General features: G+C 48.4%; 24 protein-coding genes. All 24 read right to left on the reverse strand.

Translation table 11 applies throughout. From position 1 onward, the window contains the following. Nucleotides 1-68 precede the first annotated feature (68 nt). The 24 genes from U5R06_14385 to amrA all read right to left on the reverse strand — a co-directional run bounded on the left by U5R06_14385 (nt 69) and on the right by amrA (nt 22,339). The gene (locus U5R06_14385; protein MDZ7723955.1) at nt 69-605 is read right to left on the reverse strand and encodes a hypothetical protein; all 537 of its coding nucleotides are present in this window, start codon (nt 603-605) and stop codon (nt 69-71) included. After that, a complete protein-coding gene (locus tag U5R06_14390; protein ID MDZ7723956.1) occupies nt 593-2,932 on the reverse strand; it encodes a glycosyl hydrolase 115 family protein in 2,340 nt (779 codons plus the stop codon). The genes U5R06_14385 and U5R06_14390 overlap by 13 nt, the downstream gene beginning before the upstream one ends. A gap of 178 nt (nt 2,933-3,110) precedes the next feature. Further along, nucleotides 3,111-3,785, reverse strand: a complete 675-nt coding sequence (locus U5R06_14395; protein MDZ7723957.1) for a hypothetical protein — start codon at nt 3,783-3,785, stop codon at nt 3,111-3,113. Further along, nucleotides 3,778-4,668 (reverse strand): carbohydrate kinase, encoded by an 891-nt coding sequence (locus tag U5R06_14400; GenBank protein ID MDZ7723958.1) that lies wholly within the window; start codon nt 4,666-4,668, stop codon nt 3,778-3,780. The genes U5R06_14395 and U5R06_14400 overlap by 8 nt, the downstream gene beginning before the upstream one ends. A 7-nt stretch (nt 4,669-4,675) precedes the next feature. Beyond that, nucleotides 4,676-5,239, reverse strand: coding sequence for a penicillin-binding transpeptidase domain-containing protein (locus U5R06_14405; GenBank protein ID MDZ7723959.1), 564 nt, complete (start codon nt 5,237-5,239; stop codon nt 4,676-4,678). Nucleotides 5,240-5,491: 252 nt separating this feature from the next. Continuing rightward, nucleotides 5,492-5,713, reverse strand: a complete 222-nt coding sequence (locus U5R06_14410) for a hypothetical protein (protein MDZ7723960.1) — start codon at nt 5,711-5,713, stop codon at nt 5,492-5,494. Beyond that, complete coding sequence (locus tag U5R06_14415) at nt 5,691-6,317, reverse strand: transglycosylase domain-containing protein (GenBank protein ID MDZ7723961.1); 627 nt, start codon at nt 6,315-6,317, stop codon at nt 5,691-5,693. The genes U5R06_14410 and U5R06_14415 overlap by 23 nt, the downstream gene beginning before the upstream one ends. Then, nucleotides 6,256-6,645 carry a hypothetical protein gene (locus U5R06_14420; GenBank protein ID MDZ7723962.1) on the reverse strand — a complete coding sequence of 130 codons (390 nt, stop codon included), beginning with the start codon at nt 6,643-6,645 and terminating at the stop codon, nt 6,256-6,258. Before U5R06_14420 ends, U5R06_14415 begins: the two co-directional genes overlap by 62 nt. Next, the gene (locus tag U5R06_14425; protein ID MDZ7723963.1) at nt 6,635-7,513 is read right to left on the reverse strand and encodes a hypothetical protein; all 879 of its coding nucleotides are present in this window, start codon (nt 7,511-7,513) and stop codon (nt 6,635-6,637) included. Before U5R06_14425 ends, U5R06_14420 begins: the two co-directional genes overlap by 11 nt. 4 nt (nt 7,514-7,517) lie before the next feature. Continuing rightward, on the reverse strand, nt 7,518-8,402 hold the full coding sequence (locus tag U5R06_14430) for a site-2 protease family protein (protein ID MDZ7723964.1): 885 nt from the start codon (nt 8,400-8,402) through the stop codon (nt 7,518-7,520). Next, nucleotides 8,399-9,205: an SAM-dependent chlorinase/fluorinase gene (locus U5R06_14435; GenBank protein MDZ7723965.1), complete on the reverse strand. Its 807-nt coding sequence runs from the start codon at nt 9,203-9,205 to the stop codon at nt 8,399-8,401. Before U5R06_14435 ends, U5R06_14430 begins: the two co-directional genes overlap by 4 nt. After that, nucleotides 9,184-9,855, reverse strand: coding sequence for a deoxynucleoside kinase (locus U5R06_14440; GenBank protein MDZ7723966.1), 672 nt, complete (start codon nt 9,853-9,855; stop codon nt 9,184-9,186). Before U5R06_14440 ends, U5R06_14435 begins: the two co-directional genes overlap by 22 nt. A gap of 2 nt (nt 9,856-9,857) precedes the next feature. Further along, on the reverse strand, nt 9,858-12,260 hold the full coding sequence (locus tag U5R06_14445) for a tetratricopeptide repeat protein (GenBank protein ID MDZ7723967.1): 2,403 nt from the start codon (nt 12,258-12,260) through the stop codon (nt 9,858-9,860). 114 nt (nt 12,261-12,374) lie between these two features. Continuing rightward, nucleotides 12,375-13,541, reverse strand: coding sequence for a GAF domain-containing SpoIIE family protein phosphatase (locus tag U5R06_14450; GenBank protein MDZ7723968.1), 1,167 nt, complete (start codon nt 13,539-13,541; stop codon nt 12,375-12,377). Further along, nucleotides 13,426-14,358, reverse strand: a complete 933-nt coding sequence (locus U5R06_14455; GenBank protein MDZ7723969.1) for a HAMP domain-containing protein — start codon at nt 14,356-14,358, stop codon at nt 13,426-13,428. The genes U5R06_14450 and U5R06_14455 overlap by 116 nt, the downstream gene beginning before the upstream one ends. A gap of 7 nt (nt 14,359-14,365) precedes the next feature. Continuing rightward, nucleotides 14,366-15,712, reverse strand: coding sequence for a radical SAM protein (locus tag U5R06_14460; protein MDZ7723970.1), 1,347 nt, complete (start codon nt 15,710-15,712; stop codon nt 14,366-14,368). Nucleotides 15,713-15,717: 5 nt separating this feature from the next. Next, nucleotides 15,718-16,101: a PP2C family protein-serine/threonine phosphatase gene (locus U5R06_14465; protein ID MDZ7723971.1), complete on the reverse strand. Its 384-nt coding sequence runs from the start codon at nt 16,099-16,101 to the stop codon at nt 15,718-15,720. Continuing rightward, nucleotides 16,013-16,858: a response regulator gene (locus tag U5R06_14470; GenBank protein MDZ7723972.1), complete on the reverse strand. Its 846-nt coding sequence runs from the start codon at nt 16,856-16,858 to the stop codon at nt 16,013-16,015. Before U5R06_14470 ends, U5R06_14465 begins: the two co-directional genes overlap by 89 nt. Next, entirely contained in the window at nt 16,852-18,645 is a 1,794-nt protein-coding gene (locus U5R06_14475) for a GAF domain-containing SpoIIE family protein phosphatase (GenBank protein ID MDZ7723973.1), read from the reverse strand. The genes U5R06_14470 and U5R06_14475 overlap by 7 nt, the downstream gene beginning before the upstream one ends. Next, nucleotides 18,642-19,118 carry an ATP-binding protein gene (locus tag U5R06_14480; protein ID MDZ7723974.1) on the reverse strand — a complete coding sequence of 159 codons (477 nt, stop codon included), beginning with the start codon at nt 19,116-19,118 and terminating at the stop codon, nt 18,642-18,644. Before U5R06_14480 ends, U5R06_14475 begins: the two co-directional genes overlap by 4 nt. A gap of 26 nt (nt 19,119-19,144) precedes the next feature. Continuing rightward, on the reverse strand, nt 19,145-19,537 hold the full coding sequence (locus U5R06_14485) for an STAS domain-containing protein (protein ID MDZ7723975.1): 393 nt from the start codon (nt 19,535-19,537) through the stop codon (nt 19,145-19,147). Nucleotides 19,538-19,554: 17 nt separating this feature from the next. Continuing rightward, complete coding sequence (locus U5R06_14490; GenBank protein MDZ7723976.1) at nt 19,555-21,345, reverse strand: GAF domain-containing SpoIIE family protein phosphatase; 1,791 nt, start codon at nt 21,343-21,345, stop codon at nt 19,555-19,557. Beyond that, nucleotides 21,321-21,638, reverse strand: a complete 318-nt coding sequence (locus tag U5R06_14495; protein ID MDZ7723977.1) for a hypothetical protein — start codon at nt 21,636-21,638, stop codon at nt 21,321-21,323. Before U5R06_14495 ends, U5R06_14490 begins: the two co-directional genes overlap by 25 nt. Before the next feature lie 122 nt (nt 21,639-21,760). After that, entirely contained in the window at nt 21,761-22,339 is a 579-nt protein-coding gene (gene amrA, locus U5R06_14500; GenBank protein ID MDZ7723978.1) for an AmmeMemoRadiSam system protein A, read from the reverse strand. Nucleotides 22,340-22,406: the final 67 nt, after the last annotated feature.

A 22,406-nucleotide genomic window follows, 5' to 3' on the forward strand; every position in this document is an offset into this window, starting at 1 on the left:
GAATGATGGCAGGCGTGAAAGCAGTAAAGCTTCCATCATCATAGGGTATAAAACCAACCGGACAATTTTTATTCGTTTTCGGAGCTGATAAACTTGCTCTCCGGCGGTCCCAGATAACTGGCTTTCAATCCGCCGGTATCGATCACAATCTTTTGTAAAACCACGGCGGGATCAACCATCCAGAATTTCACAACATGGGCACCGGGACCGGAGACCGGGTGCCGGGATATATTGCGGATCACATTTCGGCGCACCGCCTCTTCCCATTCGCGAAATCCAAAATCATTATGGATATTAATGATTTGAGGTTCTTGATCATCAATGGACACGCCATATCGCAGACCCTTGTTATGAAACTGCAGGGTGGGTGACACATAGACATGGATATCGACGCTGTCTGCCTGTAAAAAACCGACATCATATTCGAGACGCGGACAGGCATTCCCGGGTGTTTGAGAATCCGCAGTGACCGGGACCGGAGTCACTGCCGAACCGGTGCGCCCGAGGTTCGGCACAGTCTGCCAGCGAACCGGTGCAATATCGATTTTACGTGAAAAATGTGCAGCCTCGATCAATACATGAACCATTGCGTTCAATAAAACCATACTAGTTCTTGCCGTTGCTCATTAGAAATGAAACGGACAGGTGCGTCTATTCGAACAGAATTTTTTCCGCAAATTACGAGTACTTGACCCGTTGTCACATCCTCCGGGACTTTTTCCCAGTCTATAATCACCCATACTCGTTCCTGGGTCTCGATCGGATTCTCAAATTCTGTCACACAAATCCAGGGTGGTGTTTCAATCACGCATTCCAGGGGTTGCCTGCCGCGATTAAAAAGTTCGATATAAAAAGACTGGCGGTTCACCGAATCGAATTCCGGCAGTGCAAGCTTGCGCGAGCCTGTGCTCCATGAATCGGTTCCGGCAACAGAGACACCCAGATCAGCGCGCTCCGGCAAATCAAGCGTTTCAACCTCGGGCGGCACATCCTTTTCCGGCTGCTGCCAGTAGGTATAGCTGATATGGGTCTGGTTCATCATGTTATTCCATTTGCCGTCAAGTAGTTCCTTGTTATAATAATACGACAGGGACGTATCTTTGGCAAAAAGAGTTTGAACTTTTTCTGCGAGCGTATTGGTCAGCGCTCTGCCCTGTTCAGCGTAGAGACGATTCAGGCCAACAGTATAATACATATCATTGAGATTAGCGCAGGCCTTGACCGGATGCAGAACCAGTTGGTAGAACGCGGGCTGCATGGATGCCGGCATTTTTTTATAGAGCATCCGGGCTTTTTCTGCGATTTGATTATAGTCACCGACAATACGTTCGAATTCGCAGTAATGATGAAGACTGTAGGTTTGTGCGGACAAGAGTTCGGGTTTGCGGCGGCTGTTAAATTGGGTATAGGCATCGATGATCTCCGCCACCGGTTGCGCATAATCCGGGCCGAATTGATTCTTCACCCATTCGCGTGTATACTCCGGCAGCCGTTCCGCCGGCCATTCGCCCGGATCCCAGGCATAATCCAGAAAAAATTCAATGGGAAATTCCATGGGCTTTAAATCGCCGACGTTAACCAGCCAGATGCGGTCAACCCCGTATTCATAGGCCAGGTGCATCTGTTCCCAGACCCGTTCGATCTGGGTGGTGTTCAGCCATTTATAGTTTCGCGGTCCGCCCACATAATCAAAATGATAATAGATCCCATAACCGCCGGAACGCGGTGCATCTGACAATTTAGGCAGTTTGCGGATATTCCCCCAATTGTCATCACAGAGCAACAGAGTGACATCATCCGGAACCCGCATGCCCTGATCGTAATAGGCCTGGACCTCCTTGTACAGAGCCCACAACTGCGGGGTTTCGGCAGCGTCTTTTCCGGTCACGTCCTCAATAATCTGCCGCTGGTCCTTTACAATGCGTTCCAGGAGGGCGATATTGGTTTCATCGGACATGGCCTTGTCCCCGTCGCCGCGCATGCCTACAGTGACAATGGTTTCATAATCATGCATGCGTTCAATGCCTTGACGCCAGAATTCACGCAGTCTCTGCCCATTCTTTTCATAATTCCAGGGGCCTTTTCCAGTCGCGCGCCATTCCGCGTGCGCACGATTCATGGGTTCATGATGAGTGGTTCCCATGACGATACCATACTCGTCCGCCAATTCAGGATTGACCGGATCATCCGTATTAAAACTGGCCCACCACATGGCCGGCCAGAGGTAATTGGCTTTCAGGCGCAGCATGAGCTGAAAAAGCTTTTCGTAAAAACCGGAATAAAAGCCGCCGAAATTTTCCACGGCCCAGCGGCCCAGGGCCGGCTCCTCATCATTGAGAAAAATACCACGATATTTTACAGCTGGTGTGCCTGCTGTGTGGCGCCCCGGCAGTACATACAATGCGGCCTGATGCGCAACCGGAACGTCAGCCCACCAGTTCCAGGGGGACACGCCGATCTGTGCGGAGAGATCGAACATGCCGTAAAACGTAGCGCGCTTGTTGCTGCCGGCAATAACCAATGCCTGGTCAATACCCGGAAACGGATGTTTGACTGTCTGCAGTAAAAATGTATCCCAGCGGCCGGCAATGCCGGCGACATTGATCTTGTTTTCACGCACAAGTTTATCGATGTGCTGACACCGTCCCAAAGTCCCGATCAGAACAACCGGACCAGTTTCGGGCAGATCATCCTGAATCAGGCCGGGTTTCACTCCGGTTACCCGTTCAATATCTGTTTGCAAATGCCCGGCCATGGTAAGAACACCTTTGTAATCATTCGAACTGATCACCAGTGGCGCGGAGTGGTTTTGAACGGTCAGAGGGAATGCATCTTTGACAGGTAAATTGGACACATACAAACGCTGATCCACCGCTCCCAGCATGACGGCGTTCATCAAGACAAGCAATATCATAATGAAGAAACATCTCATAACGCACTCCTTTAATCTTGAACAATCATTGAGAAAAAAACGCGGTAACCTCTGTCACTCGCTGCACAAATCAGGTTCCTGTACTCTAAAGATCTGACATAATCGGCCTGAATAGTAAGAGAGTATGCATGGCAGGGACATTTCGGTCTGCAACGGGTACCTGCAGACCGTTTTATTATCATTTACCGGTGTTCAGGGTGATATCCGAGATGGCCACAAAGCGCTTCGGCAAAGATACCACAAGCGGACGCATGGACGCAAAAGCCTGATCTGCAATTCTCGTTTCGACGACGTACAAAGATTTGCTGCGCTGAAAACAGGTTACGACCCACACAGCCGGCTCGGTATCCGGAAACTGTACAGCAAAATAGCTGCCCGCAAGCGTATGCGACACCGGCGTTGCACGCTGCAACACACGGGCTCGCTGAGCAGTTTCGTATCGGTTCAGGAGATCATTCAACAGTGTAATACTGTACTCGAGTACGGGTTTTTCCGGTACGTGAATCACACCGATACGAGTCCGAAGCGAGTCCCGTTTCGAGTCCGGATGCATTTCCGCCACCCAGGTTATTTCGTCATACAGTCCGGAATCCGCCCGTGTCTGCGCCAGCAGTGTGTCATGATCGACCGGTATGATCTGCCAGTCGGACCGCGGCGCGTGCACGAGAAACCGGAACGGCAGATTCACATAGGCGCTGTCGACGACCGCAATACGGCGCCCTGCAGGCAGACGTTTCAGAATCCCGGGCGGCTGCGGCAGAATACGCTGCATTTGGAACAGGACCGCCAGGATGACCACCAGTGCGAACAGCAGCACAATCACAGACTGTATTTCCAGTTTGGCTTTACTCATATGATTCCAGTTCCTCCAGTGCCCATGCCGGCACAGCGCCCCGCCGGGTCGCCACAAACGCGCCCAGCCGATTTGAAAATTCCGCAGTATCCGCCAGGGACCGCCTTTCCAGCATAGAAATCATCAATCCCGCAGCAAACGCATCGCCGGAGCCCGTGGTGTCCACAACGTTCACCCGGAATCCGGGATGTTCAATCTGATCATCGGCTGTCATCAGCAAACAGCCGTCTCCGCCGCGGGTGACAGCGGCCAGTTTCAAATTGAATTTATGGATGAAATCATCCAAAAAATCAATATCATTTTGCGCGGATGCACCCAGAGCGGTTTTTAGTGTCATGAGTTCATCATCGTTCATCTTTACGCAATCGCATAAATGCAGAGACTGCAGCACCGTTTCTTTGACTGTATTATCCCAGCCGCGGATATTGACATCGAACAGCTTTACTGCCGCGTCCATTTCTTCAAGACAGCGCTGAATGGTTCTTCGGGAAACCGGATTGCGTTGAGCCAGGGTGCCAAACAGCACACCATGCAATCGGGTTGCCAGCGTTTTTAATGAATCGTCCCAGCGCAAATGATCAAACGCCACATCCCGGGTACAGGTAAAAGACGGCACGCCGTCGGCATTTAGAGTGACGTTGACTGTACCGGTCGGATAGACATCATCCACCTGTACCGGTTCAGTTTCGACAGACATTTTTTCGACTTTTGAGATCAATTCTTCGCCCGCCTGGTCACGGCCCACCCGGCTGATCAAACAGCTGTTCATTCCGTATTGTGCGACATGCGCACAAAAATTAGCGGGAGCGCCGCCGGGATAGCGGCCCTCCGGGTACACATCCCAGAGTACTTCACCCAGTCCTGCAACATGAAACGAGCTCATACACCCTCTATAAATTCTTTTTAATGCGAACCGCAACCGGCATGCCGGATTGTTCCGGGGTTACCGGTTCACCGGTTGTCGCGTCGACTTTTTTAAACTGAATACCGGGCGGAATCGGGAAATCCGTATACGGTTCATTCTGCATAGCCTGTTTCATAAATCGCGTCCAGACGGGCAGGGCCGCCACCGCTCCGGTCACACCGCTGTTCCATTTTGTTTTCATGGGACGATTGTCATCATATCCCACCCACACTGCGCAAACGAGTCGGGGAGTAAATCCGATAAACCAGGCATCCCGATAATCATTGGTGGTGCCGGTTTTGCCGGCACAGGGCCGCCGGAATCCCGCAGAGCGCACACCGCGGCCGGTGCCCTGTTCGATCACGCCGCGCAGCATATCCACCATTACATAACTGGTTTGCGGGTCCACAACGCGGTGACTTTTTGTCTTTTGTTTGTAGGCCAGTTTTTGTTCGGGGGTGAACACGTCCCGCACCAGATAAGGCTGGTTTGTAGACACCCTGGTTCGCCAGTACTGAATAGGCAGCGGCCATATCCAACGGTCGCACACCGGTGGCTCCCAGAGCCAGCGAATAATGCGGCTGCAAATCCGATGTAATCCCCATTTTCTTGGCGTATTTGACCACCTGTTCAGGTGAAACTTTATCGATAATTTTGGCAGCCACCACATTCACCGATTTTGCCAGGGCCTGTTTTGCGATCAGGGGACCGTGAAAACTCTGTTCATAATTTTCAGGTTCCCACACCTGATCATAGATTTCAAAAGAGACCGGTTCGTCCACAATTACGGTGGTTGGATCGATCACGCCGCGGTCCAGCGCCGCGAGATAGGTAAACATTTTGAATGCAGAACCGGGAGATCGGTTGCCGGATACAGCACGGTTAAATGGCGCCCGGCGCCAGCTCGGCGTCCGCCCACCAGCGCCTTGACGGCTCCGGTCTGGGTATCAATCGCCACCAGAGCTGCCTGGGGATAATTCAGCTTGTCTTCCCAACTTGCTTTAGAATAAGGCGACAATCCCATACGCCGATCCAGTTCTGCCAGTCCCTGCTGTACAGCCTGACTGGCCGCGTATTGCCAGGAAACTGTTCATACTGGTCTGAATATTTAGTCCGCCGTACATGACCGCGTTCCGCCCCAGTTCATCACCGGCACGCCGGATCACCTGGTCCAGGAAATAATCCGCATGTCCGTGCATATCATTCATTCGCCGAAATGCCAATTGACTTTCCAGTGCATTATGGCGTTCTTCTTCGCTGATATAGCCTTCCTCGGCCATGCGTTTGAGCACAAAAGCCTGGCGTTCACGCGCCACGTCCGGATGCCGGTAGGGATTGTAGCGGGACGGCCAACGCGGCGGGATTCCGGCGAGCATGGAAGCTTCAGCCAGCGTCAGTTCGTCGGCGTGTTTGGAAAAATAAGTTTGCGAGGCCAGTTCAATACCATAAATACCAGATCCAAAATCGATCTGATTCACATAGGCCTCCAGTATGGCGTCTTTGCTGAACTGCTGTTCGATCTGCAGAGTGACAAACAGTTCCTGAAATTTTCTCAAAATAGAGCGTTCAAAGGTAAAAAATAAATTCTTGGACAACTGTTGAGTAATAGTAGAGCCGCCCTGTACCACCTGACCGGAACGCAGGTTTGAAAAACCGCACGCAAGAGTCCGCGTTTGCTGATTCCATGATGCGAGCAAAATTCTGATCTTCCAGCGCCAGCACTGCGTGCAGAAACTGTTCAGAAATATGTTCCAAAGATACGGGCTGCCGATTGGACAGGGTTTTGACCAGCCGACCCTGATCGTCGAACAGGCGTGTGGGCCGGTTCAGGGCAATTTTGTCCAGATCATCCGGTATGCGGGGCAGCCGCATCGCGGCGATAAATGCAGCAGCAGCGGCCACAATTGCGAGCCAGAGTACAATTTTTCCGGCTATATGTAAGGATTTATGGGTCATGGGGTTTCTCTTTTGGATTTTCCAGTTCCAGAGTATCGTCCAACTGGTTGATGTTTTGGATCAGATATCCGGCAGCAATCTCGGAAGCAAACATCTCGTACAATTTGCTCTGATTGTCTATCGTCACTTCAAAAACCACTTTGACCCCCTGCTCGGTAACAAAAGGCGAGATCGCGACATGTGTCAGGTTATCGCCCCATTGCACCAATTTATAGGGATCATTAACGATCTGCGACTGATAACTGCGCGGCAGATGTTCAAATGCGTTGTAAAACTGTTCAGCCGTCAGCACCCGGCCGTTGAATTCGGAGAGGCCTTTAAGTTTTGCACCGGATGCGCTCTGTCCGGGATACAATTGCTGCATTGTCACAATCGTTTCGTGCAGGAGGTTATCATATCCATCGACAAAATCCGAGACCAGCTGATCGTTCGATTTGCTGAAATGCACGGCATGCCAGTCAGAGTTGCGGGACAGTTTCAGAAACTGCAGATGATCCAGCAGCGTGCGGGACTGCTGTACCGGCAGAGTCCGGTAAAAACTTTTAAATTCTTCCGCACTCATGGTTACGGATTGACGTATTGATAGTGCAGCCAGCAAATCATCCAGTCGATAAAAAGACATATTTTCCTCCGGCTGCTGCTGCTCAATTCCTTCAACCTCTATCATACCGCTTTGATCTTTTTCCTCCTCTTCCCACAACCGCCCGGTTTTGGGACGGATCGAATTGGTCAGCAGCATCACTTTGCCGACCGCAATTTCGAAAATATCAAAGGTCAGTTCGGCTGCGATCAACACAATCAGAACAGCAATCAGGACACCGGTACGTGAGTTAGGCTTTGGCTTTGTTTTCTTTTTACGGACGGGCATATATTTATCCCAGTTTAAAGGGTTCCGGTATAAAGGAAAGTATGAATATAATAAAAACAAAACCCGCAATCAAGCGCCGTTTGAGATCAATCGGGGTTGAATCATCAGCGGGCGGCGGATGTTTGCGTCCCCAGATGAGCAGTATCAGGAACAACAGTCCCCAGCCCGGATAATTGATCACGGCAACACCGAGAGCGGCCAGAAAAATCATGCTGCCGGCTTTGCCGCGGCGTCCGAACAGACTGTAATAAACATGTCCCCCGTCCAGCTGCCCGATTGGCAAAAGATTCAACGCGGTCACAAACAATCCCACCCAGCCGGCGTAGGCCAGAGGGTGCAGCATCACATCATAGCCGTCGGAAATCGGTCCCAGAGTCAGATAACTGATGCCTTTGTACAGTAGCGATTCGCCCAAATAAAACGCAGCGTCGGTATTTTCTGTTGCCGGCACAATATCCGACATGGAAATGCCGAAATACAAAGCCGGAAGTGTAAACGCCAGACCCGCCAAAGGTCCGGCCACACCGATATCAAATAATGCTTTGCGACTGGGTATAATGCCGCGAATCCGGATCACTGCGCCCAGAGTACCAAAGGGATTCAGAAAAGGGAACGGGATAAAGAAAGGAAAAGTGGCCGGCACCCGATACCTGCGGCACATCAGATAGTGACCCATTTCGTGCGAAAAAAGAATCACAATCACCGGCAATGCATACCAAACCCCTCCCATTAAATAGGTGGATATAACGGTCAGCACAAACAGCAATGAATGAACTGACACGGATTTTATACGTTCCCGGCGCAATTCGCGTCGCCGGGTCTCTGAAATAAAACGCGGGAGACTATAGTCTATATGATGATAAGGATATTCTCCGATGACAAACCTCATTTTTTAAAATACACGTTCACCTGATCACCCATATGAACGTTCAACCGGCGGGCGGCGTTCCCGTTACATACAGCGATTTCCAAATTTTTGTGACTTCCGATCAAGACCAGGGATTCACCGCTGCTCACATGTCCGTAGGTTTGATCAAGCCGGTTCCATCTCAATGCCTGCATCTGCACGCAATCCAGCGGTTTATCTTTCAGCCATGTTCCCGGTAGATTGGAGACACAGTTGCCAAAATGGTCGATATAGATAATTTCACCGCGGATAGAATCATCGGTGCACTGCGGTTTCGGTGCATAGCCGCGATCGAAATCGGATACTCGTGTTCCCATGCTTAGAAAATCAACGCCGTTTGACAACCAGGCTGCCGCCGGAGCAAAAATATCACGTCCGTGAAAGGTGTTGCTGACTGTTTTTAAGCGGAATTCAGACCGGTCCAGATGAATCACCTCGGCGTTCGGATACAGACGGTATACATGCGCAAGCACGCCGTTATCCGGAGCCACCCAGAACTGAGAATCAGCGCGGACCGCGATGGGACGGCGGTCGGTTCCGACGCCCGGATCGACGACCATCAGGTGCACTGTCCCTTCCGGAAAAAAGGAATGCGCCTGATTGATAACAAACGACGCCGAGCGGATATCGCCCTGCTGAATGCGGTGCGTAATGTCGATCATGCGGACCCCCGGATTGATCGTGCTGATGACACCTTTAAGAATACCAACATAGGCATCCTGATCGCCAAAATCAGTAAGCAAGGTGACCGTTCGCGGTTCGTTTACAGGCCTAAAACCTGACATGTTTTTGTCCCAATCTCATTTTTGATGGTTTTGAGAATACTGTCCATGGAATCACGGTTTTCTTCAAAATCATAAGAGTCTGCATTAATCACCAGCACATTAAAATCGTTTTCGATCCGGGCGATCCATTTGTTATAAGCGTCATTCAGTTCATAAAGATATTCTGTAGAAATATTGCGTTCATAGTCCCGGCCGCGCTTGCGGATTCGGGTGGTCAGTGTCCAGACCGACGCTTTCAGGTAAATGATCAAATCCGGTTTGCGTAAAAAATCCGTCATGGATGAAAACAGCTCGAGATAATTCGAATAATCACGGTCCGTCATATTGCCATTCTTATGCAGAATAGCGGCAAAAATCTCTGCGTCTTCATAGATTGTCCTGTCCTGCACACAGGGACGCGGCGACAGGATCATTCTGCGGTGATCGTTAAAGCGCTGCGACAAAAAATAAACCTGCAGATGAAATGACCATCTCTGCATATCACTATAAAAATCTTGCAAATACGGGTTTTTAATCACTTTTTCATAATAGGGTTCAAAACCGAATTCCTGACTAATACGCCGCGTCAGCGTGGTTTTTCCAACACCAATATTCCCCGCCACCGCGGCGAAAAAGGAACTGGATTGATTGTCCAAAGAATTAGCTGTCATATTTAATTTTCGCTTCCATACTCTACATCCGGGTCATATAGTCCATTATTATCTGTTATTCTAAAGTAAAAGCCATACTCTTTAGCCAAAGCCTGAACCCGAACCAGCAACCAGTTATCTCCCTCGCGCAGCGTCACCGGCACAATATACTGATCCGGTGAGGCCTGATCACGAATATTTTTGGTCATTACAAAACGGTCATTCAGCCAGACCTTGAGTGTGCCGTTGGTTCCGAATCGCATAAACGTTTTTTTGAACGCTTTGGACTTTATGTTCAGCAAGGCATAGGCGCAGGAATTAACAGGGGCCTCTGTGCTTTCTTTCAGGTTCACAAAACCGTCCAGAATACTATCCTCATGCTTTTCCAATGTACCTTTGGCATCCGCTTTTGCTATCCATTCTTCGATGGGATTATTTTCAGGCCAGAACGTCTGATGCAGGCCCATGGTAATCCTGAACGGCCCGATCACCCGCCAGTCGGATTCCAGCGGCGCACCGACACGTTGCAGTTCTTTGCGATACTGCTGATGCTTTCCCAGCTGTTTTTCCCATACACCGAGCGCCACGCCTGTGATAAAATAAAACTCGGAAAAGTTCTGCTCAGCCGAATGTTTTTGCCAGTCTTTGAAAAAAGAACGTTTTACATAATCGCGTTCAAACGCAACGGGCAAAGCCTTGAAATAAAACTGCCAAAAATCATCCCACTGAACCGAATTGCTGTAATTAAAGGACATCTGGTCCGGCATCGACTCGGACATTTTTCCGCTATCCTGCGGTTTTTGCCTGTTTAATACCTTGAGAACCCAGTGATAATAAGACGCCGGCAGCAGCAGATAGTCGTCCTTTTGCTGCTCAACAAACTGCTGCATCAGAAGAGCCAGAGGTTCATAGTGGCTTTGCAGCAGCAGACCCAGATATACGGATTGAAATAATCTCTGAAAATCCTGAAAGTTTTTCAACCGCTTTTCAAGTTTTCGTATCTCGTTGTCAAGCTGTTCAAACAGTTTGGGATTATGGGGATCAAGATAGTAGAGTGCGATCAGCGGCTGCAGATTCTGATCATTCTGATCCACCAGAGTTTCCAGATATTTTACAGCGCCCTCCACATCCTGTTCACTCACTTTGATGAGGGCCCGGTTAAACATAAGCTTTTGCTGATAACCATCGTCATCAAATTTGTCAACATACTGGTTGAGAATTCGTTCCGCCTTGTTGGTTTTATTCAGATCAACATAGGCGCGTATCAGATGGTCGACAGCCGGGAAAAAGTCGGGATTTTTTTCCAGAGCAATTTTGAACTGCTCAACAGCCGGTTCAATTTCTCCCTGACGCCATAAAACCTCGCCATAGCTGTCATAAGGATTGGCATCTTTAGGGGCCAGGTCAATATAGGTTTCGAGAACATTGTAGGCCTTTTTCAGTTCACCGATGGCGGCATAAGAATAAGCCAGCTGGTTGTGCGCCAGTTTATGGTTGGGATTGATTTGGATCGCTCTTTCATAAGAACGGATGGCTTTATCGTAATCACGTCCCACCCCGAAATAATAAGAGCCCAGCTCATAATGAGCGCGTACATCCTTGGGATAAAGATGTGTCAATTCTTCGTAAATTGAAATGGCTTTGATAAAATTTCCACGGTTGAGATTATAATGGGCTCTGATGTAAAGGCTCTCCCGCTCTGTGGTCTTTTCAATATACTCAATGGCTTTGTCTATGGGTGATGAACGCATATCATTCGTTTCAAATCCCAGCTCCGCCAGCTGCAGATACGCGGAAGCAAACGTGGTATCCAGCTCAACCGCGCGTTTGAAATGCCGCCGCGCCGCGGCATGGTTCAGACGTTCGCGCTCTTTGATTCCGAGCGTGTATTGTTCATAAGCCTCAATGGATGATGTGGTCACATCCACCAGCCGGCGGTCTGAACCGGGCATATCCTGCGCATTGACCTCAAGACCGATGCGCAGCTGTTTTGATATCCGATCAACCATAAGCAGCACATGTTCAAGTTTAGCGCTGTTTTCCCGGATCGTCTGCAAAAGCCGACCGTTTTTAGCATTTAATAACTTGACCTGGCATAAAAGAGAATCTTTTACAAATTTAAAAGAGCCGAAAATGTACATTTCTGCATTCAACTGACGGGCGATCTTTAATCCGACAGCGGAATCAACCCCGGTTTCGCCATTCAGGGAACGCAATGCAGATTCCGCCTGCGATGATAGAGACACATCCAGCTGCCGGGACTGGGAGAGATCTGAAATCAGCATTTCCATAATTCCTTTTTCCAGCCAGTCCAGTTCTGCATCGCCGGTTTGGTTATTGAAGGAGAGAATGATAATGTTTTTCTTTACGTTCCCCTGAACTTCAATGGTTTCTATATCCTGTTCTTCGAAAAAGATCCCCGGCATCCGATGTCAGTTTAATTTTACGGTTCTCATCTTTTTGACAGCGGAATCCCGCAGTTGAGAAAATTAGGCTGATCAGCAGTAAAACTGTTGCGCTAAAATACAATCTTTTCATAATCATGCTCGTGTTAATTTTGCCATCACCATAGTGATATCATCATGCTGTGCGGCATCACCGGTAAATATTTTAATTTCTTTCATGAGTTCGGTTTGTAGCTCATAAATTGATTCTGAATTCCAGTTTTTTAAAAAATTATAAAGTTTTTCTTCACTGTATTCCTGATACTGTTCGTTCATTGCCTCGGACAAACCATCTGTATAAAAAAACAGAATATCATTTGGATTGATTCTAACGGTTTGTTCCTCGGTTTTTTCGTAAAAGATCGTGTCATTGGTCAGACCCAATCCGATACCCGGCGGAATATATACATCGGGGTTATTATCGGAATCATAGCGTTGGACCACCAAAGCATTGTGTCCGGCGCGCACAAATGTAAATTCTCCTGTACGTGTATTCAAGATACCGTAAATCATGGTCACGAAAATGCGTTTGTCTACTTTCTCAGACAAAAAAGTGTTCAACCGGCATAACACTTTTTTCGGCGAATCAATCTCCTGGGCCAGAAAGGTCATCATGCCCTTTAATTCCGCCATATAAAAAGCCGCCGAGGTGCCTTTTCCGGTCACATCGGCAATGGCGATCCCGATTCGATGCTTGTCCAGACTAAAGTAATCGTAATAATCACCGCCCACTTCGTACGCGGACTGGCAGATTGCGTTAAATTCAAGACCGGAAATATCCGGAAACGTATCAGGCAGCAGACGTTCCTGAACACTGCGGGCGATTTCAAGTTCGCGTTTGTAACGTTCCTGTTCTTTTAACTCGATAAGGAGCGCGCTGTTCCGGATTGCCATTGCAGCCTGCTGGGTGAGGGTCTGCAGAAAAGAAATCATATAATCATCGTAATCACTTCCGCTTTTTTGCGCTCCCAGCATCAGAAAACCGACCGATTCCCCCTGCGAAATAAGAGGCGCCACCAGACTGACCCGGAATTCCACACCCGCATCCTCGAGCCGTTTGCACACATCCAGATAAGCGGCAGTTGTTTCTATATCATCTGGTTTGAACGGGGTTTGCCGCACCAGACACTGAAGCCGGGATTCATTATTAATTTCCATAACAATGCGTCCATTCATCCGGCCCGGTGAAATCCAGGCGGAAACCAACAGGGTGCGTTTTTCTTGTTCCCGCAGTAAGAACAGCACACCCTGTGAAGCGGACATGTTGACCACAATTCGTTCGCGTGACCATCTGTGCCAGTTTTTCATACTCAACCGCAAAAACCAGATCGTGGGTAAAATCTTCGATCGCAGCTTTTTCTTTCATGCGGCGGATCATGTAATTAAAAGAACGCGCCAGATGACCGATCTCATCGCGGGACCGGATTTTAATCTTTAAATTGTACTGTCCTTCCGGAACTTTGAACATGGCCTCTGAAAGACTGTTCAGGGGCTTTACAATTCGTCTTGCCATGACAATTGACAGCCCCACTCCCATAATGATGGAACCGATGATCAGGTACAGGTTCAGCATCAACTGACTGTGCACCCGGTTGTTAAATTCAATCAGCGAAAATCCTACATCCACTTTACCCAGCGATTCACTGCCCCAGCGTATTTCCACCGGGATATGATCAAAATCATTCCAGCTTTCCCGCGCCACCTGACCCTGAACCAGCCGGTTGACAATATTTTTCTTTTCCTCACGAATAAGATAGGAACTATCGACATCCAGAGGCGCTGTATCCAGGGCAAACGCAACGAGTTCACGGGATTCATTATAAATTGCAATATAAACCAGATCTTCCCCGGCATCGGATTCCATAATACTATTGATCCAGTCCTGGTATACATACCATCCTTCGGTCTCTGCAAGCCGGATCGATGCAATTTGTTTGGCAATGCGTTCCATGTTCTGTTCGAGCTGCGCCCGGTCCCGTTTCACCTGCTGAACGGTGATAAAATGAAAAACCAGCAGCATAATAATCAGAATGATCAATGTAAACGCAGCTGAAATTTTCAGCCATAATTTATTGAACACAACAGCCTCACAAGATCGAATTCAATTCTTTCACCCATTCTACCAGCATACGACTGTTTTCATAGCCCGTTGTACGTTTCCAGACAGGAAACAGCGTATTATTGGTCAACAACAAATCGGAATCCGGGTTCCACAATCCCATTTTTACCGCTCGTCCGGTTTCCCGGGTGCCGGGAATGGGTGAAAATGAAGCGAGTTTGACAGTGGCGCCCTGATCATGAACAAATCGGACGCTGTCCCGAACTTCCTGCTCATCCTGACCGGGCAATCCCATCAGCACATAAACACCGATATCCTTGCGCCGATACCCGGCTTTTTCCAGATTTTCAATGGCCCGAACGCACTGGGCATTGGTCACCTTGGACATTTCCAGTTGACGCTGCGCGTTGGACGTCTCAAAGCTGAGCCGAACCGTGCACAGACCTGATGCGTAAAATAATTCAGCCAGGTCGGCATCCAAAAGTCCCGGCGTCATGCCATTGGGTGTATGCAGCATCAGCTCGGGCAGCTCGGCAATCTGACGCAGGACCGGTTTGATCAGTTGATCCGGCTGATACAGAAGGGCGTCATCAAAAAACGCCAGGTGTCTGATTTGCTTTCGTTCGAGCCAGTGCTGCAATTCGGCGATCACATTGTCCGGCGATCGTCTTCGGTATCCGTTGACGAGTCGGCGCGAGGCACAAAAACTGCAGTTAAACGGACAGCCGCGGGACATTTGCATGCTTGTTGAATCTGTTTGTGCATACAATTCAAAAGCGGGAAAACCGAGCTCATCGAGATGCCGGTACGTATAATTCCGGCCGGCGCCGCCTGTCAGTCGCGCCACCTGCCGCACCGCCTCTTGTTCTCCTTCTCCGGTGATCAGAATATCCGGTTTTACGATACGACGCGCGTGCTCGGGACACAGGGTGGCATAGATTCCACCCAGAATCACGGGCGCCTGCGGAAAAACCTCACGAACCAGGGTAACCATATCACGAACGGCCGGATACCAATAGGTCATGAATGAAGTCACCAGCACCACATCCGGCGCCGGCATATGATCGAGATGCTGTCGCACCAGAGCTTTCGGCAAACCGTAACGGCAATAGCGTCTGGGGATATCGCGCAGCACATCGGGTTTTTTGATCTCCTGCCGGATAAATTTGCCGGTTCCATCGTCCCGGCTGCGCGGTTTGTCCGATGCTGCAAGTTTTGGATAATGCCGGTCCAGACAATCCAGCAGCTGCACCTGATAGCCGAGATCACGCAAAATCCCGCCGATCTGAAGCAGCCCTAACGGTTTTGTCCAGAAATCATAAGCGGCAAAATCGTAAATCCACGGATTTATTAAAAGAACAGAACCACGTTTCATATCAACTACTTTATATTGAACAGCATCAGCATGATATCATCCTTGTTCTCACCTTTGTTGTAGGTTTTCACTTCCCGTACCACAAGGTGAGCCGCTTCTTTAGCGGATTTGTTTCGATGGTGTACAAGCGCTTTTTTCAGCTGATCCAAACCGTAAGGATTTTTTGCTTTATCCTCTGCCTCGATAATCCCATCCGTGTAAAGAGCCAGCGTATCACCGCTTTTAATCTCAACTGTCTGCTGTTTAAAATGATCAAGGGGCATAGCCTCAAACCCGATGATCACATTTTCAGATTCAAGTTCAGTAAATTTGTCCTGATCGGCCTGATAATGCAGGGTGGCGGGATGCGCGCTGCCCGAATATTCGAATGTTTTGCTGTTCAGGCTCAACCCGGACCGAAAACATGGTCAAAAACATGCCGGTCTGTCCGAGAATATCACAAAAAAAAGAATTGATTGCAAACAATATTTCACGCGGGGAGTGGTTTTCACGCACCAGGCTGCCGATTTCACTGCATATTCGGTTCACCACCAGCGCCGCAGTGATGCCGTGACCGGTCACATCCAGTATATTCAAATAAACCTGATTCGCAGATGTATCTTTATAAATCGTGCCAAAATCCCCCCCGATGCGAATCATGGGGATATGGCAGATGCCGAAATCAAAAGTTAAATCCGAAAAGCTATCCGGGATCAGACTGGCTTGTATCTTTTTCGCAAACGCCAGATCGCGGTCCAGCATATCGTGGTATTCGTCGATCTTGCGTTTCTGATATTCCAGTTGACGGTCCATTTCCTGGTCATACAACGCCTTGTTGACATGCAGTAAAAAAGCGTTTGAATTTACAGGTTTGGTCAGATAATCGATAGCGCCTCGCGAATGGCCTGTACGGCATTGGCGATATTTCCATGTCCCGTGATAATAAGAACCTGTGGTGTTTTTATCCTTTTCTTTTGCCGCGCGCAATACACTCAATCCATCCACTGTATCCAGATGCATATCCGTAATCACCAGATTATAGCGGGTGTCCCGGATCATATTGAGGGCTTTGGCTCCGGACTCGGCGGAATCAACGTTATAGTCTTCTTTAGCCAGCGCCGCACAAAAAAACTTGCGGTTGCCTGTATTATCTTCAACAATCAGGATTCGCTGCGGGCTTTTATTATTCTGTGTGTTTCATAATCTCCGGTCTGGCCTGTTAACTTTAAACCTAAGAATGTAATATCATCTGATTGAGGGTAACCCTGACTAAACTGCTGAATACGCGCGATCATTTGATCAGCCAGTTCACGAACACTGCACCCCTGTTTATACATATCATCGACAAAGGCTTCCAGGCGTTCCTCTTCAAAAAACTCATCGGACGCAGCTTTGGCCTCGGTAATGCCGTCAGTGAACATTATCAGCATATCATGCGGCTGCAGCGTCAGAGTTACAGATTCATAGAGTGCATTCTGCATCATCCCCAGAATCAATCCACCGGTTTCCAGTGTATCGAAGGATCCGTCTTTGTGATACAGATAGGGAAAATTATGTCCGGCGTTGACATAGGTCAGGATCTTTTCCTGACGGTCGATGAGCGCGTAAAAAAAAGTGATAAATTTATCAAAATTGGTATGCGCATAAATGAGATTATTCAGTCGCTCAATCAGTTCCGCCACATTATTCTGAGACGGGGCAAGCGCATGCAGGGCGGCATGTAAATTGGACATCAGCAAGGATGCGCCCACACCTTTACCGGATACGTCGCCGATGGCCAGGGCAAAAAAGCGCTCATTCAACTCAAGACAGTCAAAGTAATCGCCACCGACCATCAGAGACGGCAGGTTAAATCCATACACATCAAAATCGGGATAACATGGAAATTCGCGTGGCAGCAGCCGGTTCTGAATATCCCGGGCAATGGCCATCTCCTCTTCCAATCGCTGTTTTTCAACCGTTTCTTTGAACATTCTCGCATTTTCAAGGGAAATCAGGGCTCGACTGCCCAAAGAACTCAGAAAATTGATATCATCGTCAGAAAACCGGCTCTGGGTCACTCGTTTGCCCAGAGCCAAAACACCCCGGGTTTCATTCTGTGTCCTCATGGGTACGACAAGATCAATCTGATGTTTGCTCAAATCCTGCCATATTGGCGGTGAATCCGGCTCAAAAGTCATGACAGGGTCGGTTATTCCTGATAACGCATCCAGTACCGTTTTGCTATTAAAATGCGACCAGGCTTTGGAAGATTCGCTGTATCCTTTGGACAACTTGACGCTAAACACCCCATCCTGCAACAAATAAATCAGGACTTTATGTACGGCCATCTCGCCCATGATTGTATGCAAAAGAATATTGAGAATGCGATGGGTATCGAGGGTGGAATTGAGTTCATTGCCGATTTCAAACAATGTATTCAGCATCTGATTCTTTTTGTCCAGGCCGCGGTTGGCTTTGGCAAGTTCTTTATACATGAGGGCATTTTCAATAGACGTTGCGGCAATATTGGACAGGATATCCAGGAACTCGAGTTCGCTGGAGGAATAAGGCTGACGGGTCATTTTATCGCCGAAACAGATAGCGCCGACGAAATTATCGGAGCGGCGCATGGGTACCATCAGGTTGATCTGATGAGTTTTGAATAACTTTTGCAATTCGAGGTCCTGTTCGTCCAGTTCATCGGTGTAGACCGGGTGATCATATGATTTATGAATTCCAACCGTTTGCTGCAGCAAAGAATCCGGCAGCCCTTTCACAGCCGATACCCTGAATTCCGGATCGCGGACAATCATCATACCGCGACCGATCATCATGCGCCCCATGGGTGTATACAAACAACTGTTCAAGATTTGATCCGGATTGAGAGAAGAGTTCAGCACCTGAGCGAGTTCAAACAGGGAGCGCAGCTCCACGCCCTGATAGTCAATTTTTAGCGGTTGCTGTTCATTCATGAATGCATATTTCCCGAGTTTACGACTTGCGAATTTTTCTGATTCAGTAAATACTTTACCATTTTCACCTGATTTTTGACGCCGGGATTGATATTATAATCCACTTCGTCCATCAATGTTTTGATCAGATATATACCCAGTCCGCCAACCTTGAGTTCGGCCATATACTCTTTCATATCAGGCATTTTAAGCCCTTTGGGATCAAAACCTTTGCCGTGATCGGTGACGATTAACGTAAATTTATCCAAATCGACTTTGACCAGCACATCAAGTTGATTTTTCTCGCTTTCAGTATCATAAGCATGCTTGATCACATTTGTGCAGGCCTCGTCACACGCAAGTTCGATCTTTTCGATATCCTCTTTTCCAAAGCCCACCATTTGGGCGACTTTGGAGACAAACTCGCGAATGAGCTCAAGATTATCGGTTCGACTCGGGATTTTCAACTGGTATTCCGCTGTTTTGCTAGCCATGATAATTACCTTCCATCATTCATGGTTCAACTCTTTTGGGAGCTATTCTGTTTTACGGAAGATTCAGCCTCAGAGTTGCGATATAATTTCACAGCTTCCTCTTCTCCGTCCACAATGTCATAGAGGGATGGAAATCCCAGCAAATCAAATACGCGAAATATCTTTGAAGGCATACAGCACATCTTGATATCACCCTGATTGGAACGGATCGTCTCTACAAATCCCATAAACACACCCAGGCCTGCGGAACTGATATAATTCAGGTCCTTGAAATTTACAATCAACTTGTACCGGTCCCGGTCGACAAGTTTCTGGATTTCGCTTTCCAACAAAGGCGCTGTATGCGCATCCAAAAACCCTTCAAGGTAAAGAATCGATAGTTCATCAACATCTTTACAATTTACATTAAAATTTTCCATTATTTCCTCCGGAATAGTTATTCCATATCCTTTATCACAACAAATGTCATATCATCATATGCGCGTTCACCATCCAGAAAGGTAAATACAGCATGTATGACCTGTTTCTTGATTTCCAAAGCGGATTTCCGATGCACGCTTTGCAAAATCTCCGAGAGCCGGTTCTCACCGAATTCTTCTCCATCCGGATTTCGGGATTCGGTAACACCATCCGTGTACAGCATCATCGTATGACCTTTCTTCAGGGGTATTGTCACTTCGTCCAACACCGACTTGAAAATTTTACCGCTGTCCAGTCCGAGGCCGAGGCCCCGGGGTTCAAACCGTTTGCAAAACTCGTCTTCCGAGCTCATAAACAGCACCGGACAATGTCCCGCCCGGCAGAATGTAAACGTATTCGCTTCAGAATCGAGGACTGCGTACACCACACTGATGAAAATGTTTCTGCTGAAATTCTGGTACAACGTTTCATTGGCGGCGCACATCATGTCTTTGGGCGAGAGATCCGGCCGCGCCAGGGATTCCATGATGCCCTTGACCTCAGCCATATAAAACGCCGCAGACGCGCCTTTTCCGGAGACATCGCCGATAATTACGCCCAGTTTTGTGGGGGATAACTTGAAAAAGTCATAGTAATCCCCCCCCACTTCATTCGCAGTGATACACACGGCATCAATGGCGATGCCGGGAAGCGTCGGCATATCTATGGGAAGCAGCTTCATCTGGGCATCATGAGCAACCTTGAGTTCCTGCTCCAGACGCTCCTTGATCAGCGACTCTTTAACCAGGCGGGCGTTTTCCAGTGCGATCACCGCCTGATCTCCGAACGCCCGGAGCATTTCTCCGTCTTCCTGTTCAAATCCGAATTCGTATGTCTTTCCGGCATACAAAATACCAACCACGCGTTCACCCGTAGCCAAAGGCACGGCAATCAGAGAGCCCAAATCATGTTTCCAATTGCGCAAATGACTGGAATGAGAATTTTTCACCGCCTGATTGGAGGAAAAGGTAGAGCGGTCACGGATAATCTTCTGTACCAACGGATCACTGAAACAAACATCTTTATTATCGCGTTCGGTCTGATCCAGCCGACAGGAAGACACCAGCCGGAGCTGCTGATCATTTTCATGCTGCAATTCCAGCCATGCAAAATCTGCTTCTGTCACTTTGGTTGTCAATTGAACAATCGTCCGCACCAGTTTATCAACATCAAACTCTGAACTGACCGCGCGGCTTAAAAAGTGTAACGATGATATTTGCTGCAGTTTACGGTCAAACAACTTTGCGGTAGGCAAATGCGCCAAAAGCGCCAGAAATGCCACCACCAGATAAACAGATAAAAAAATATTTCCGATTTCAATAAAACGTTCCAGGACCGGACTAAAGGGATAAATCGGGTTGACACCCTGAAATCGGACGGTAAAATAGATTTGTATGGGGAGCAATAAAAAGCCGCCCCAAAAGCAGCCGAGTTTTTGCTTTTTATTCAAATAGTTGACCCAGGCCACGCGCAATGCATTGATGATTATAAAATTGATCACAATGAACAGAATGACCAGCGAAGCCGTTTTCCAGAATGCAGAACCGAATCGTACGCTCTCGTGCGCTACCGGCATGGCCAGTACGGAATAGAGAACCATCATGATCATCAGCCAGGTAAAATTTCTGGCAGTGCTTTGCTTGCGTTTGATATAAATGAGGTTGCGCAAGGTTCCCAACGCAATCAGAATAAATACAGTGGCGAAAAACGCCCAGGAAATCACCAGAATATGATCACTCATCTTTAGGGAGAGCCAGTCCTGATCCATAATGTGATCCTGGAGAACGTACAAACGATCACCGGACAGGAATAACAGCACAGATGTGAAAGAATCAGGAAAAACAATGACCGCAAACCGCGCAGCACATTGCGGTCCGATGACCATTTCTGCTTGTAGACCAGAGGAAGGGACAGGATGAGCATGAAAATGATAAAGTGATCGCGCAAATACAGAATACCATCCACATCCAGATTCCCGGGTTGAAATCCGAGATACTGGATGGCAGCAGCGAGGAAAAAGAGGAACGGCAACAGCAGTGAAAGACGGCTGAAATGACTCATAAAGGTATCCTGTTTCAGAACAACAACAAGCTTATCGTGCAAACTTTATACGCGTAACCCGCCTGCGGGTTACGCATTCAGAAAAGTTACAGAAACAAATTGGAAAAAACAAGCGCCTGAAATCAAAACATGTCTTTCTCACTGAAAACCTGTGCGCTGAACACAGACAAGGAAACATTTTCATCCTTCCAGGCCTCTTTATACAGTCCCGCTTTCATACAAGTGTATTGCAGAAAGGTTTCCCGATCCCAGTTGTGCTCCGCCGCAACCTGCGGCAAAAGCAGACCGCTGTACATTCCGGCACGGATCATCAACCCGTGAGTTCCCACCTCGATTTCATTCACATCCTCTATTTCCCGCAAGGGACTCAATACCGAGATTTCCAGATCGATTTCAGAAAGTTCAGAAGCGGCAACGGGTTTAAATCGAGAATCTCTCAGCGCAGCCGCTTGCGCCATTTCTTCGACGGCTTCTTTCAGGGGCCGTTTTCCCACCACATAGCCGATACAGCCGCGCAGTTCACTCTGGTTATGAATCGTAACAAACGCGCCGCGTTGTTCCTCCAGCACCGGCATATCATAGTCCGGTATCTCTTTTTGAGTGCCGATAACCGCACGCTCTATGGCGCATCTCGCTACGGTGAGCAGCGCCTTTTTTTCATCCTGATTCAAATGATATTCCTGCTTTTGCTGTTCAGACATAAAGTTCTCCTCATTCTATTCGATTACAGATTGATCAAACACCTGCGTTCTGTACACCCAAAACGGA

The organism is candidate division KSB1 bacterium, assembly GCA_034521575.1.
Taxonomy (GTDB): domain Bacteria; phylum Zhuqueibacterota; class Zhuqueibacteria; order Residuimicrobiales; family Krinioviventaceae; genus JAXHMJ01.

Excerpts from the sequence above, each read along its gene's own strand:
- U5R06_14385 (MDZ7723955.1), bottom strand. The coding sequence starts at position 605 with ATGGTTTTATTGAACGCAATGGTTCATGTATTGATCGAGGCTGCACAT.
- U5R06_14390 (MDZ7723956.1), bottom strand. The coding sequence starts at position 2,932 with ATGAGATGTTTCTTCATTATGATATTGCTTGTCTTGATGAACGCCGTC.
- U5R06_14395 (MDZ7723957.1), bottom strand. The coding sequence starts at position 3,785 with ATGAGTAAAGCCAAACTGGAAATACAGTCTGTGATTGTGCTGCTGTTC.
- U5R06_14400 (MDZ7723958.1), bottom strand. The coding sequence starts at position 4,668 with ATGAGCTCGTTTCATGTTGCAGGACTGGGTGAAGTACTCTGGGATGTG.
- U5R06_14410 (MDZ7723960.1), bottom strand. The coding sequence starts at position 5,713 with ATGGGATTGTCGCCTTATTCTAAAGCAAGTTGGGAAGACAAGCTGAAT.
- U5R06_14420 (MDZ7723962.1), bottom strand. The coding sequence starts at position 6,645 with ATGACCCATAAATCCTTACATATAGCCGGAAAAATTGTACTCTGGCTC.
- U5R06_14425 (MDZ7723963.1), bottom strand. The coding sequence starts at position 7,513 with ATGCCCGTCCGTAAAAAGAAAACAAAGCCAAAGCCTAACTCACGTACC.
- U5R06_14430 (MDZ7723964.1), bottom strand. The coding sequence starts at position 8,402 with ATGAGGTTTGTCATCGGAGAATATCCTTATCATCATATAGACTATAGT.
- U5R06_14435 (MDZ7723965.1), bottom strand. The coding sequence starts at position 9,205 with ATGTCAGGTTTTAGGCCTGTAAACGAACCGCGAACGGTCACCTTGCTT.
- U5R06_14440 (MDZ7723966.1), bottom strand. The coding sequence starts at position 9,855 with ATGACAGCTAATTCTTTGGACAATCAATCCAGTTCCTTTTTCGCCGCG.
- U5R06_14445 (MDZ7723967.1), bottom strand. The coding sequence starts at position 12,260 with ATGCCGGGGATCTTTTTCGAAGAACAGGATATAGAAACCATTGAAGTT.
- U5R06_14450 (MDZ7723968.1), bottom strand. The coding sequence starts at position 13,541 with ATGTCCGCTTCACAGGGTGTGCTGTTCTTACTGCGGGAACAAGAAAAA.
- U5R06_14460 (MDZ7723970.1), bottom strand. The coding sequence starts at position 15,712 with ATGAAACGTGGTTCTGTTCTTTTAATAAATCCGTGGATTTACGATTTT.
- U5R06_14475 (MDZ7723973.1), bottom strand. The coding sequence starts at position 18,645 with ATGAATGAACAGCAACCGCTAAAAATTGACTATCAGGGCGTGGAGCTG.
- U5R06_14480 (MDZ7723974.1), bottom strand. The coding sequence starts at position 19,118 with ATGGCTAGCAAAACAGCGGAATACCAGTTGAAAATCCCGAGTCGAACC.
- U5R06_14485 (MDZ7723975.1), bottom strand. The coding sequence starts at position 19,537 with ATGGAAAATTTTAATGTAAATTGTAAAGATGTTGATGAACTATCGATT.
- U5R06_14490 (MDZ7723976.1), bottom strand. The coding sequence starts at position 21,345 with ATGGATCAGGACTGGCTCTCCCTAAAGATGAGTGATCATATTCTGGTG.
- U5R06_14495 (MDZ7723977.1), bottom strand. The coding sequence starts at position 21,638 with ATGAGTCATTTCAGCCGTCTTTCACTGCTGTTGCCGTTCCTCTTTTTC.
- amrA (MDZ7723978.1), bottom strand. The coding sequence starts at position 22,339 with ATGTCTGAACAGCAAAAGCAGGAATATCATTTGAATCAGGATGAAAAA.